General features: G+C 69.2%; 13 protein-coding genes. 4 read left to right on the plus strand and 9 right to left on the minus strand.

The annotated features are described in order from the left end of the window. Window positions 1-151 precede the first annotated feature (151 nt). From QTH87_RS16470 to QTH87_RS16480, 3 genes are read left to right on the plus strand one after another with little or no spacing between them, the layout of a single operon-like run. On the plus strand, window positions 152-880 hold the full coding sequence (locus QTH87_RS16470; RefSeq protein WP_286610652.1) for a response regulator transcription factor: 729 nt from the start codon (window positions 152-154) through the stop codon (window positions 878-880). Beyond that, window positions 877-1875 carry a hypothetical protein gene (locus QTH87_RS16475; RefSeq protein WP_286610653.1) on the plus strand — a complete coding sequence of 333 codons (999 nt, stop codon included), beginning with the start codon at window positions 877-879 and terminating at the stop codon, window positions 1873-1875. The genes QTH87_RS16470 and QTH87_RS16475 overlap by 4 nt, the downstream gene beginning before the upstream one ends. A gap of 6 nt (window positions 1876-1881) precedes the next feature. Continuing rightward, window positions 1882-2370 (plus strand): NUDIX hydrolase, encoded by a 489-nt coding sequence (locus QTH87_RS16480; RefSeq protein WP_286610655.1) that lies wholly within the window; start codon window positions 1882-1884, stop codon window positions 2368-2370. A 3-nt stretch (window positions 2371-2373) separates the two neighbouring features. Here the strand turns inward: QTH87_RS16480 and mnmA are convergent, their stop codons facing one another. The 6 genes from mnmA to QTH87_RS16510 form a co-directional block, all read right to left on the minus strand. Beyond that, a complete protein-coding gene (gene mnmA / locus QTH87_RS16485) occupies window positions 2374-3483 on the minus strand; it encodes a tRNA 2-thiouridine(34) synthase MnmA (RefSeq protein ID WP_286610656.1) in 1110 nt (369 codons plus the stop codon). A gap of 19 nt (window positions 3484-3502) precedes the next feature. Then, complete coding sequence (locus QTH87_RS16490) at window positions 3503-4477, minus strand: LLM class flavin-dependent oxidoreductase (protein ID WP_286610658.1); 975 nt, start codon at window positions 4475-4477, stop codon at window positions 3503-3505. A gap of 71 nt (window positions 4478-4548) precedes the next feature. Next, window positions 4549-4926: an SHOCT domain-containing protein gene (locus QTH87_RS16495; RefSeq protein WP_286610660.1), complete on the minus strand. Its 378-nt coding sequence runs from the start codon at window positions 4924-4926 to the stop codon at window positions 4549-4551. A 24-nt stretch (window positions 4927-4950) separates the two neighbouring features. Next, the gene (locus QTH87_RS16500) at window positions 4951-5175 is read right to left on the minus strand and encodes a LapA family protein (RefSeq protein WP_286610662.1); all 225 of its coding nucleotides are present in this window, start codon (window positions 5173-5175) and stop codon (window positions 4951-4953) included. Between the two features lie 37 nt (window positions 5176-5212). Beyond that, window positions 5213-5719, minus strand: coding sequence for an SH3 domain-containing protein (locus QTH87_RS16505; RefSeq protein WP_286610663.1), 507 nt, complete (start codon window positions 5717-5719; stop codon window positions 5213-5215). Between the two features lie 17 nt (window positions 5720-5736). Then, a complete protein-coding gene (locus tag QTH87_RS16510; RefSeq protein WP_286610664.1) occupies window positions 5737-7167 on the minus strand; it encodes a basic amino acid/polyamine antiporter in 1431 nt (476 codons plus the stop codon). 172 nt (window positions 7168-7339) lie between these two features. On the opposite strand from QTH87_RS16510, the gene QTH87_RS16515 reads away from it, so the two are divergent. Continuing rightward, window positions 7340-8125 (plus strand): carbonic anhydrase family protein, encoded by a 786-nt coding sequence (locus QTH87_RS16515; RefSeq protein WP_286610666.1) that lies wholly within the window; start codon window positions 7340-7342, stop codon window positions 8123-8125. Window positions 8126-8202: 77 nt separating this feature from the next. Here QTH87_RS16515 and QTH87_RS16520 read toward each other — a convergent pair whose 3' ends face one another. The 3 genes from QTH87_RS16520 to QTH87_RS16530 are packed head-to-tail and all read right to left on the minus strand — an operon-like array spanning window position 8203 to window position 13123. Next, window positions 8203-9747 carry an acetyl-CoA acetyltransferase gene (locus tag QTH87_RS16520; RefSeq protein ID WP_286610668.1) on the minus strand — a complete coding sequence of 515 codons (1545 nt, stop codon included), beginning with the start codon at window positions 9745-9747 and terminating at the stop codon, window positions 8203-8205. Between the two features lie 17 nt (window positions 9748-9764). Beyond that, window positions 9765-10577, minus strand: a complete 813-nt coding sequence (locus QTH87_RS16525; RefSeq protein ID WP_286610669.1) for an enoyl-CoA hydratase-related protein — start codon at window positions 10575-10577, stop codon at window positions 9765-9767. A gap of 8 nt (window positions 10578-10585) precedes the next feature. Beyond that, window positions 10586-13123, minus strand: a complete 2538-nt coding sequence (locus tag QTH87_RS16530; protein WP_286610670.1) for a CaiB/BaiF CoA-transferase family protein — start codon at window positions 13121-13123, stop codon at window positions 10586-10588. Between the last annotated feature and the right edge of the window lie 4 nt (window positions 13124-13127).

Here is a 13127-nt window from a genome sequence, read left to right on the forward strand (position 1 = left end):
TGCGGGCCGGTCCCCAGGGTGCCCCGGACAGGCGTTCTTGCTATCGAATTCATAGCATCGGATGCCCTTTCGCCCTATGTACACTGTGGCCGGGGATGACCGGCGCACAGATCGCCGGCTTCCCGCAACAACGAGATTCAGGGGGAAGGAAATGCGAATAGCTGCACTCGATGACGAGGCGCATCAGCTCGAGCTGATTCGCCACAGCATGGAAGTCATAGGCCACGAATGCCATGGCTTCGCCCGTGGAAAGTCGCTGCTGCGCGACCTTCACCGCGAGACCTACGACCTGCTGGTCCTCGACTGGGCCCTGCCCGACATCGAGGGCCCGAGTCTTTGCCAGACCATACGCACGGACCTCAACAGTTCGCTGCCGATCCTGTTCCTGACCAACCGGCGCGAGGAAAAGGACCTGGTCGAAGGCCTCGCCGCCGGTGCGGACGACTTCATGGCCAAACCGATCCGCGTGAGCGAGCTGCAGGCGCGCGTGCATGCGTTGCTGCGCCGCGCCTACCCGGCCCGGCAGGACAGCGCGCTGAGCTTTCGCGCCTATCGCTTCCATCCCTCGACCCGCACGCTGCGCATCGACGGCCGGCTGGTCGATCTGAGCCGGCGCGAGTACGAACTGGCGCTGTTCCTGTTCCAGAACCTGGGCCGGCTGCTGTCGCGCGAACACCTGCGCGAAGCGATCTGGGGCATCGGCACGGACACGCCCTCGCGTTCGCTCGACACCCACATCTCGCGTCTGCGCGTGAAGCTCGACCTGCAGCCGTCGAACGGATTCCTGCTGTCCGCGGTCTACGGCCTCGGCTACCGGCTGGAACCGCTCGAGGGCGACCAGCCCGCCGCGCAGCACGCGATTTCCACGCGCATCGAGTGAGCGCCGGCTGGGGTCCGGCACGCGATGCTCCCGCGCGCAGCGATGGGCAGCGCCTGCCGGACGACGCGATCCTCCGCGTCGATTCGCACGGGTGCCTGGCCACTGCCAATGCGGCTGCGCAGCGCCTTTGGGGGCATCACCCCGACGAGCTCCTCGGGCAACCGGTGCAGCCGCTGCTCGACGGCCTCGGCCTGCGCTGGCGCGACGGCGGCGAGGCGCTGCGGCTGTCGGAAGCGTCCGAGCCGATCGCGGGCGAAGCCGAGGATGAATGCGGTCGCCGCCTGCTGCTGCGCTGCCTGCCGCTGCCGCACGGCATCGGCGCCGCCGGCGGCCACTGGCTGGTCGTGACCGATCTCACGGCGCTGCGGCAGGCCGAGCGGCAGCGCGACGAGGCGCTGCGCTTCCTCGCGCACGACGGCCGCCAGCCGGGTGCCGCGATCCTCGGCATGCTCGAGCTGGCGCGCGAGCGGCCGGCCGCCTTTCCGGACGACAGCCTGCAGGCCGCCATCGCGCACGAGGCACGCGACGGCCTCGATCGCTGCGAGCGCTTCGTCGCCACCGCGCGGGCCGAGACGCGGCCACTGCACGTCGAGCCGCTGGATCTGGGCGCCACGCTGCAGCTGGTGGTCGATGCGGCCTGGGCTGCGGCGCGCGAGCGGCGGGTGGCCGTGCGCTGCATCGCGCCACAGGCAGACGCGCCGTGCATGGCCGACCGTGGGCTGATGACGCGCGCGCTCGGCGAGCTGCTGGACACGGGCATCCTGCATTCAACGACCGGGTCGACCCTGCGCTGCGGCGTGTCGCACGAGAAGGGCGCCCGATGGGGCGTCTGGTTCGAGGCAATGCCAGCCGCTGCAGCGGCGGCGCTAGAGTCGCGGCTGGTCCGCAGCGTGGCGCTGCGCCACGGCGGAAGCCTCGAGACCGCACCGGCCGCCGACGGCAGCACGGTGGTCGTCACGCTGCTGCTGCCCCGCACCGTTCCACAGGAGCCCTGAAGACCCATGACAGCACGCTGGAAACCCAATGTCACGGTGGCCGCCGTGATCGAGCGGCAGGGCCGCTACCTGCTGGTCGAGGAGCAATGCCCCGACGGCCTGCGGCTCAACAACCCGGCCGGCCACCTGGACCCCGGCGAATCGCCGGCCGCGGGCTGCGCGCGCGAAACGCTCGAGGAGACCGCGCACCATTTCGTGCCGACCGCGCTCGTGGGCATCTACATGGCCCGCACCCTGCAGCCGCTCGAGGGGCAGTCCGAGGACGTCACCTACCTGCGCTTCGCCTTCACGGGCACGCTGGGCGAATTCGATGCGTCGCGCACGCTCGACGACGGCATCGTCCGCACGCTCTGGATGACGATCGAGGAGATCCGCGCCAGCGTCGAGCGGCACCGCAGTCCGCTGCTGCTGCAATGCGTGGAGGACCATGCCGAGGGACGGCGCCATCCGCTCGAACTGCTGCACGTCGACCCTTCGGTGGCCGGCGCGCCCTGAGCTTTAGGCTGCGCGCGATATGACGCCGCCGCCCAGGCAGATCTCGCCGTCGTAGAGCACGGCCGACTGCCCCGGCGTCACGGCCCACTGGGGCTGGTCGAACTCGAGCCGGAAGGTGCCGTTGGCGCCCGCCCCGAGACGGCACGCGGCATCGACCTGGCGGTAGCGCGTCTTGGCGGCGCAGGCGCCCTCGGCGGGTGCGCGGCCCGCGACCCAGCTCGCATCGTCGGCCTCGAGCACGGGCGACAACAGCCAGGGATGGTCGTGGCCCTGCACCACCCACAGCGTGTTGCTGGCCACGTCCTTGCGCGCCACGAACCATGGCGCATGGTCGCCCGCGCCACGCTGCGCGCCGCGGGCCTTGATGCCGCCGATGCCCAGGCCCTGGCGCTGGCCCAGCGTGTAGAAGCTCAGGCCCTGGTGCTCGCCGATCTGGCGTCCGCGCTCGTCGCGGATCGGGCCCGGCGCCTTCGAGATGTAGCGGTTGAGGAACTCGCGGAACGGCCGCTCGCCGATGAAGCAGATGCCGGTGGAATCCTTCTTCTTCGCGTTCGGCAGGCCGATCTCGTCGGCGATCCGGCGCACCTCGGTCTTGTGCAGTTCGCCGACCGGGAACAGCGTCTTCGACAATTGCTGCTGGTTCAGCCGGTGCAGGAAGTAGCTCTGGTCCTTGGCAGGGTCGAGCCCCTTGAGCAACTGGTGCAGCCCGCTCGCCGCGTCGTGGCGCACGCGCGCGTAGTGGCCGGTCGCGATCTTCTCGGCGCCCAGGCGCATCGCATGATCGAGGAAGGCCTTGAACTTGATCTCGGCGTTGCACAGCACGTCGGGGTTCGGCGTGCGACCGGCCTCGTATTCGCGCAGGAACTCGGCGAAGACGCGGTCCTTGTAGTCGGCCGCGAAGTTGACGTGCTCGATCTCGATGCCGAGCACGTCGGCCACGCTCGCGGCATCGATGAAGTCGACGTTCGACAAGCAGTACTCGCTGTCGTCGTCGTCCTCCCAGTTCTTCATGAAGATGCCGACCACTTCGTGGCCCTGTTGCTTGAGCAGGTGCGCCGTGACCGCGGAATCGACGCCGCCGCTCAAGCCCACCACGATGCGCTGCCTGTTCATAGGACCTGCATTGTCCGCGCTACAGGCTGGCGAGAATCTCGTAGGAACGCAGCCGCGCCGCATGGTCGAAGACCTGCGAGGTGATCATGAGTTCGTCCGCGCCGGTGCGCAGGGCGAAGGCCTGGATGCCCGCGCGCACGGTGTCGGGCGAACCCACGGCCGCGCACGACAGCACCGAGTCGAGCAGCGCGTTCTCGCCGGCGCCGATCTTCTGCCGGTAGTTCTCCACCGGCGGCGGCAGACGACCGGGCCGGCCGCTGCGCAGGTTGACGAAGGCCTGCTGCCAGGAAGTGGCGCGGAATTCGGCCTCCGCGTCGGTCTCGGCCGCGAAGACGTTGAAGCCCAGCATCACGTAGGGCCTGGCGAGCTGGGCCGAGGGCTTGAATGTCTCGCGATAGATCTGGATCGCCTGCATCAGCTGCTGCGGCGCGAAGTGCGAGGCGAAGGCGTAAGGCAATCCCAGATGGGCTGCGAGCTGGGCGCCGAAGGTGCTCGAGCCGAGGATCCACACCGGCACCTCGAGCCCCATGCCCGGCACCGCGCGCACCGGCTGGCGCGGCTCCTTCGACATGAAGTCCATGAGCTCGACCACGTCCTGCGGGAACTGGTCGGCGTCGGATTGCAGGTCGCGCCGCAGCGCCTGCGCGGTGCGCTGGTCGGAACCGGGCGCACGGCCGAGGCCGAGATCGATGCGGCCCGGATAGAGCGATTCGAGGGTGCCGAACTGCTCGGCGATCACCAGCGGCGAATGGTTGGGCAGCATGACGCCACCGGCGCCGATGCGGATCGTCGAGGTGCCGGCGCCGATGTGGGACAGCAGCACCGCGGTGGCGGCGCTTGCGATGCCCGGCATGCCGTGGTGCTCGGCCAGCCAGTAGCGCTTGTAGCCGAGCCGCTCTCCGAGCTGGGCGAGCGACAGCGAATTGCGAAAGGACTGGGCGGCGTCGCTGCCCTCGGTGACGGGCGAGAGATCGAGGATCGAAAGCGGAATCATGGCCGCTATCTTGGCCCGGATCGCGCGCCTTCAAGCTCCGAAGGGCTATTCGGGCGCGGGCGCCCGTTCCTTCAGGCCAGTGCCTTGGCCTTCAGCCGGGCGAACTCCTCGGGCGTGATGGTGCCGGCATCGAGCAGTGCCTTGGCGTCGGCGATGTGTTCGGCCGGCGACTTGCCCGCCACCTCGCGGATGTAGTTGTCGGTGTCGGACTTGGCACGCTGCAGGCTCGCGCGCTGGCGCTCGGCCATGCCGCGGCCGCGGGTCACGATGTAGATGATCGCGGTCACGCCCGGGAGGATGACCAGCCCGATGATCCACAGCACCTTCGAACCGCCGCCGAGCTCGGAGTCGCGGAACAGGTCGCCGATGATCTGGAACAGGATCAGCAGGTAGACGATGAGGACGAAGGTCGACAGCAAAAGTTGAATCAGGTCCCAGAAATTGCTCATACAGGTCTTTCCATTAAAAAATCTTCAAGGCCGGCGCGTGGCGCCGTGCGCCCATGATCGCAGCAATCCGAGCACGAAGCCGCCCGTGAGCATGCCCAGCACATAGACCGCGAACACCATCACCGAGGTCGGCAGCGTGACGCGCATCGAGAACAACGAGACCGTCACCGATTCGAGGTTCTGGATCTTGAACAGCACGACGATGCCGGCCAGGATCACGATCAGCGCGATGTAGACGAAGCGATGCATGGCAGGGACTCCTTGTGAGGACGAGGACGAAGGGCGCTCATCCCGCCGGGCCGCGGCCGCCTTGTGGCGGACCGAAGGACGGCGGTGCTTGCGGCGGTTGCGGCCGGGTGGCGGGCGGACGGATCGGCGGCGGCGGTGGTGGCCGGAACGAGGGCGAGCCCCAGTTCGACCACTGGTTGCGGTTCACGTCCCAGGGCCGCCCGCGGTAGTGGCGCTCCCAGTACGACGGCACCGAAAACCTCACGATCGGCGCGCGCCGCGCCGCGCTCGAGAGATAGCGCGAATCGACCCAGCCTCGGCTGCGGCCGGCCGCGACGTCGCACCAGCGCCAGCGCGTGGTGCAGCCGAAGACCCGCAGCGGCGTGTGGGCCGGCAGCCAGGTCACGACCGGAAACGCGCGATCGGGACCGGCGCGCATGTTGACGGCCTGGGTCGTGGAGGCGGTCTGGGCGAATGCCGGCAGCGACGCCATCGGCACGAGGATGGCCACGACGCCCAGCCAGCGGAGGGTCGATGCGGGGATCGGCATGGGCGCGCGCTTCATGGCATCGGGTCCGTCCGCTAGAAGCTGATGTCGCCGGTCACGAGGCCCCAGAACGCGGCCAGCGCGGCGGCCACCAGCAGGCCGAAGACGACCATCTCGGGCCCGGTGAAGACGCGCTGCTTCTGCTCGCGGCGGGCAAGGAAGTAGAGGAAGGTGCCGGGCGCATAGAGAACCGCCGACAGCAGCAGGTACTTGGGGCCGCCCGCATACAGCATGCCGAAGGCATAGACCGTGGCGATCGCGCCGCGCACGCCGTCGCCGAAGCGGCTGCGGCCCTCGCGCTCGTAGGTCTGGCCGGTCCAGGCCAGCTTGAGCCCGTAGGCCGCCACCAGCAGGTAGGGAACCAGCGTCATCGAGCTGGTCATCTTGAGCGCCAGCGTGAAGGCGTACTCGGCAAACCACGTCACGACGAGGAAGACCTGGATCACGATGTTGGTGAGCCACAGCGCAGCCACCGGCACCTGGTTCTCGTTCTCGCGCGCGAGGAAGGTCGGCATGGTCTTGTTCTTCGCCGCCGAATGCAGCACCTCGGCCGCCAGCAGCGACCACGAGAGGTAGTTGCCAAGGATCGAGATCAGCAGCCCCACGCTGATGAACACCAGACCCCAGGGCCCGACGATCGACGCGAACACGCCGGCCATCGCGGGCGTCGGCAAGGCCTGCAGGTCGGGGCGCAGCAGAACGCCGTAGGAGAACATCGTCACCATCACGAGCAGGCACAGCACGCCGATGAAGCCCAGTACCGTTGCCGTGCCGACGTCCTCGCGCCGGCGTGCATGGCGCGAGTACACGCTCGCGCCCTCGATGCCGACGAAGACGAACACCGTGATAAGCATGGTGTTGCGGACCTGGCTCGACAGGCTCGCGAAGGTCTGCGGCTCGCCGCCCCAGAAGTTCCACGCGAAGATGTCGGCCTTGAAGCCGATGGCCGCGACCACGAGAAAGACGAAGATCGGCACGATCTTGGCCACCGTGGCGATGGTGTTGAGCGTCGCCGCCTCCTTGACGCCGCGCAGCACGAGGAAGTGCACGCCCCAGAGGATGACCGAGGCCGAGACGATCGCCACCGCGGTGGAACCGTCGCCGAACACCGGGAAGAACTGGCCCAGCGTGGCCTTGATCAGCACCAGGCAGGCGACGTCGGCGAGGCAGCAGCCGATCCAGTAGCCGACTGCGGATGCGAAGCCGAGGTAGTTGCCGAAGCCGGCCTTGGCATAGGCGTAGATGCCGGTGTCGAGGTCGGGCCGGCGGCGCGAGAGGGTCTGGAACACCAGCGCCAGCATCAGCATGCCCGCGCCCGCGATGGCCCAGGCGATCAGGGCGCCGAGGCCGCCGGTCGAGCGGCCGAACGCCGAGGGCAGCGCGAAGATGCCCGAACCGATCATGGAGCCGACCACCAGCGCGATCAGCGCGCCGAGGGAGAGTTTCTGGTCTTGGGAGGAGCTCATGCAGGTTCAATGGACGCCGGCCGGGGCGGTTCCGGGCGGCCATCTCACATGACCGCGGCCGAGCATCGACGCGCCTCGTGGCTTTGTCAAGGCACAGGGACAGCGCACTTCGCGGCGTTGAATTGCGCCGGCGGCGGACGCATCATGGCCGACCACCAACCAAGGATCCGCCATGAAATCGATCGACTGCGACTGCCACGCTTCGGGCACTTCGGCCGCCCTTGCCCCTTCGGCGAGCGCAAAGGGCAAGGGCCGGCGCGCCTGGCTGCGCGCAGGCGCGGGCTCGGGCGCCGCGGTCGTGATGGCCGGCCTCGGGCTTCGCACCGACGACGCCCATGCCGCATCGCTGACCCAGGCGCAGCGCGATGCGCTCACGCCGGACCAGGTCATCGCGCAGATGAAGAAGGGCAACGAGCGCTTCCGTGCCGGCAAGATGCAGTCGCGCGACCTGCTGGCGCAGAAGCGCGCGAGTGCGTCGGGCCAGTTCCCGGCCGCGGTGATCCTGAGCTGCATCGATTCGCGCGCACCGGCCGAGATCCTGCTCGATGCCGGCATCGGCGACACCTTCAACGCCCGCATCGCGGGCAACATAGCCAACAAGGACCTGATGGGCAGCCTCGAGTTCGCCTGCGCGGCGGCCGGCGCCAAGGTCGTGCTCGTGATGGGCCACACGGCCTGCGGCGCGATCAAGGGCGCGATCGACAACGTGCAGCTCGGAAACCTCACGGGCCTGCTCGACGTCATCAAGCCGGCCATCGCCGCCACGACCTACGCGGGCGAGCGCACGAGCAAGAACGCGGCCTTCGTCGACGCGGTCGCCAAATCGAACGTGCAGCTCACGATCGACACGCTGCGCAGCGGCAGCCCTATCCTCGCGGATCTCGAGAAGAAGGGGCAGATCAGGATCGTGGGGTCGATGTACGACCTGTCGAACGGCGTCGTGAGCTTCGACGCCTGAGGCGGCGCGGCGCGCCTCCCGAGCCACGCGCGACAGGGACCCGGGCCGTGCGCTCCAGGGACTGACAGCGGCGGCCGCTAGGACTGCAGCACGAACCGGTTGAGGTCGCCCTCGGCGGTGACCACGATGGCAGCGCCGAGGGGATCGCGATCCATCATCGCCCTCAGCAGCGCATCATCCCCTTCCCGGCTGCGCGCGATGAAGCGGGCGCCATCCCCGGTCCGGCCGACGACGACCGCATGAAGAGGCACGCCGCGCACATGCTGGACCGAGCAGGTCTCGATCGTCCCCAGGCCTTCGAAACCGGCCAGGACCGTCGGCTCGGCGCGCGCGTCGAGCAGGCGCTGCAGCGACTCGAGATCGAAGTCCCACCATGCCCTGGGCGCCGTCGAATAGACGCCCGCGCTGTACTTCGACAGATTGCCGCCGTTGGCGCCGATCAGGCCGCGGGCGCCGGGCTGCGCCCTCAGCTTCTCCACCATCTCGGCGATGGCATGCATCGAGTAGTTGTTCCCGGGCCCGCCGAAGTACGGCAGACCGCCCGTCACCGTCAGGCGGCGCGGGTCCTCGGGCGAGAGCCCGAGCTCGTCGCAGGCGACGTTCGAGACCGCGATCGGAAAGCAGCTGTAGAAGTCGAAGAAGGACACCTCGTCGACCGCGATGTCCGCACGCTGCAGGGTCGCGCGGACCACCGCGCGTGCGGCTTCCGATGCGCCGAGGTCGGCCCGCCGCAGCAGCGGCTTCTCGGACGCCTTCGCCGCACCATGCAGGTAGACGAATTTCTCTTGCGCAACGCCCAGGCGCCGGGCTGCCTGCTCGGACGCCAGCAGAACTGCTGCGCCGAGATTGACCTGGTCGCGCGCGACCAGATGCAGGGGATACGGCGTGGCGATCCAGCGGTTGTGGCCGTCGACGGCCGCCAGTTCTTCCGCAGAGTAGGCCGGCACCGGCCATGCAGCCCGCGCATTCCCGTGGGCGATGCGTGCGAAGGGCGCAAAGAGCCGGCCCATCTCCTGCGCATAGTCCTCGACGGACAGGCCCAGGCGGGCGCGCCTCGCGTTCTCGGCGAGCGCATAGCCCACGGGTGCGTTGTCCACGCCGTGTCGCAGGGTCAGGGGATCGAGCAGCTCCTCGATGCCGGGGCCGCGGTCTTCCACCGCACCTGCGGGGTCCTCGGCAAAGTCCAGCGCAAGGCCCTTGGCGCGCGCGTGGCGGACCGTGGAGATGGCTTCGGCGCCCGTGATGAGCACCACCTCGAACTCGCCCGCGGCGATCCGCCCGGCGAACTCGACCACGAGGTCCTGCGGCGAGTTGCCACCGGCCTTGGCCCACACCGCGCACCTCGGATCGATCAGCAGGCGCTGGGCGATCGATCTCGGAAAGTTGCTCGACTTGCCGAAGGCGGGCTCCACGGGGAGCGAGTCCTCGAAGGTCCGGGTGGTTGCGATGGCCTCGATGGCCGAATACAGCGCCTGCGGATCGGCTGCCTGCGCATCCTGGATCGCCGACCTCGCCGCAGCCGCGGCCAGATCGCTCGCCGACCAGGCGCGATAGTCGGGGCCATCGATGCGGTCGCTGGATTGGCCGACGCCGATGATGACGGGGGTGTTTCTGCGGGTCATGTCGATGGCCTCCGGGATCAGCGGCTGGCCCACCGGGGCGCGCGTCTTTCCGCGAACGCCAGCGGCCCTTCCTTGGCATCGGCCGAGCGCAGCAGGGCGGTGATCTCCTCGTGGTTGAGCGCCCAGGCAGCCTGCTCGCTCTCGATCAGGCCGTAGTGGATGCCGAGCGCCACGCGCTTGCTCGCCTGAACGGCCAGCGGTGCGTTCTCGGCAATGCGGGTCGCCAGGGCTCTTGCGGCAGCCTGCAGCTGTGCAGCCGGGACCACGCGGTTGACCAGGCCCAGCGCCAGCGCGCGCTGGGCGTCGATCGGCTCGCCTGTGAGAAGCATCTCCATCGCCGCGGCCTTCGGCATGCTCTTCAGGATCCGGAAGGCGCCGCCGGCCGCGGCGATGATGCCGCGCCGGACCTCCGGCAATCCGAAGCTCGCGTTGTCCGAGGCGATGACCAGATCGCTGGCCAGGACGATCTCGGTGCCTCCGCCCACGGCGACGCCGTTGACGGCGGCAATGACGGGCTTGCTGATCGCGTGCCGGACGAAGCCGGCGAATCCCCACGGGGCGCGCTCCGGGTCCTCCGGCATGATCGATTCGCCGCGCGACAGGGCCTTCAGGTCGGCCCCGCTGCAGAACGCGAGCGCGCCTGCGCCGGTGATGATCACCACGCGAATCGCCGGGTCGTATTCGGCTTTTTCCAGCGCGTCGCCCACGCAGATTGCCGTGGCGAGATTGATGGAGTTGCGTGCTTCCGGACGATTCAGGGTGATCGTCATGATGTGTTCGCCGATCTCGACGCGCACGGGCGCCGAGGGGCTGTCTGCCTGGATCTGCATTCGTTCCTTCACTTTCCGGATGGGCGCCGCGTCGAAGCGGGATGCCCGAGTTGTTGAACCACGCCGGCATCGACGAGCGCATCGATCTCGGCGGGCGACAGGGCGAGCCAGCGCCGGAGGACCTCCACGCTGTGTTCGCCCACGAGGGGTGCGGGCCCGGCCGGCGGATCGGGCAGGCGTTGCGCCAGCACGGGGCGGGCTTCGACCAGGAAGGCGGCCGGGATGGCGGGATGGCGCTCGGTGCGGAAGAAGTCCCGCTCCTTGAAGTACGCGAACTCCGGCATGTCGGCCACGCGCAACATCGCGCCCGCGGGGATGCCGGCGTCCTGCAGCGTCTCCATCGCGCTCGCGGGCGTGCGGGCCGAAAGCCAGCCGGCCAGCGCCTGCTCGATGCGGCTGCGATGCGCAAGTCGCCCTTCACGGGTGCGCAGCGCCGTCTCGTGGGCAAGCCCGAGCAAGGGCGCCAGTCCGCGCCAATCCGCGTCGCCGCGGCTGGTGACGGTGCACCACTCGTCGTCGCCTGCGCAGGCGAAGATGCCCCAGGGCACGTCGCGTTCGGTCCGGCTCGGCGTGCTCCCAGACCTCGCCTCCATCGTGCGGGCCGCATTGGCGGCGGCGAAGTGGTCGAAGATCACCTCGGCCTGCGCGATGCTGGCGTTGCCGCCGCGCGATGTCCGGTCGCGGCGCACCAGCAACGCGAGCGCCGACAGGGCCCCGATGCGGGCGGCCACATGATCGGGATAGACCGTGCTGGAATCCGAATACGAGCCGGGCTCGTCGGCATAGGACCATGCCGACGTGAGGCCGGTCGCGGCGCGAACCAGCGGTCCGTAGCCCATGCGCCGGCTCCAGGGACCGCTCGAACCGAAGGCGGAACTCTCGACGCTGACGAGCCGGGGATTGGTGCGCTCCAGGGTGACCCGATCGAATCCCAGCGCATCGAGGGTGCCCGGCTTGAAGTTGGACAGCAGCACGTCCGCTTCGCCGATCAGGCGCAGGAAGACCGCCTTGCCGTCCGGATGGCGCAGGTCGAGCGCCAGGCTCTGCTTGTTCCGGTGCCCCGCGGCAAAGGAAGGCGAGATCGGCGAGCCGTCGTGGGTCTGGCGGCTCCCGTCGGGGAAGGCCGCGCTCTCGATCTTGATCACCTCGGCCCCGGCATCGGCGAGCAGGCGCCCGGTCTCGGCGCCTACGACGATCACGCCCATGTCCAGCACCCGCAGGCCCGCGAGAGGCATGAATCCGGCCGGGCCGGCGGTGGCAGTCGCGATGGCGCCCGCATCCGCGGCCCAGTGCAGGCCGGGCGCGGCGGTCGTCGTTGCGGGCCCCATGCGCAGGCCGTCGATCTCGACCAGGCCGTCGGGAAACAGCCCGTCATCGGGGAACAGGCGGCGCGCCTGGTTCTGCGGCGTCGACATGGCGGCGTCGGCCGAAAGGACACGGGCGAGCGGCACGCCATGGCGCTGCGCGGCCTCTTCGAGCTCGAGCGCTGTCTTGTCGCCAAAGAAGCGTGCAATCGCCGGCACCAGGTCGGGCGACCCGAAGCGCACCTGGACGAGATCGAAGCGGGGATCGGCGAACTCCGCCGGGCTGCCCATCCACGCGAACATGCTCTTCCACTGGCGGGGCGCGAGGACGCAGATGCGCACCGACCCGTCCGCACACGGAATGATCGGGTAGTGATTCTGGGTCGCGGGGCGATCGCGCGGCAGGTCGGCGGCGCGGGTTCCAGCCGCCGCGCTGCCCGAGATGCCGAAGCCGGGGTCGAGGGCCTGCACGGCGCCATCCAGGATCGAGAAATCGAGCCATTGACCGCGACCGGATTGCAGCCGGTCGACGTAGGCCAGCACTGTGACGAAGGCGGCTTGCGCTGCCGCACAGGACAGCGTGAGGTTGTCGGGCGGCGCAAGCGGCTTCCTGCCCGGGAGCCCGGAACGCGACAGCTCGCCGGAGAGTGCGGCAATGACCGGTTCGGTCGCCTGCCAGCGGGAGAACCGTCCGGTTCGACCAAAGTCCGAGATCGAGAGCCACACGATCGCCGGATTGGCTTTCTGCACCTCGATCCGATTGATCGCCGGAAAGGGATGGCCGTCGGCGCATCCGCCCTCGATGCAGATGTCCGCCTTGCGCAGCATGGCCTCGAGACTTCGGGAGGATGCATCGAGCCGCAGCCGGCGCTTGCCCCGGTGCTGCGCGACCTGCGCAAGGTCTTCCTGCGTCGTCGTCGTTTCCGGCTCGACGAGCACCACGTCGGCGCCAAGGCCGGCCAGGTAGCGACCGACGGCGCCCATGGGGCCTCGGCTCAGATCGACGACCCGCAGGCCGGAAAGGGGCCGGAGCGTGGCGGGCACCTCATTGCCGGATGGTGCCGGATCGACCGGGCGATCGAATTCGGTTTTCGTATGGATATCCGCTGCTGCGGGATTCGCGCTCATGTCTTGTCTCCTGGGCATCGTTATTGCCTGGAGATCGATCATCTGGCGACGAGCGGCTTCCGTCCAAGACCAAACTTCATACGAAAATCGTATGATCAGGACAGCATGAATCACAGGA

Source organism: Variovorax jilinensis, from assembly GCF_030316885.1.
Classification (GTDB): domain Bacteria; phylum Pseudomonadota; class Gammaproteobacteria; order Burkholderiales; family Burkholderiaceae_C; genus Variovorax; species Variovorax jilinensis.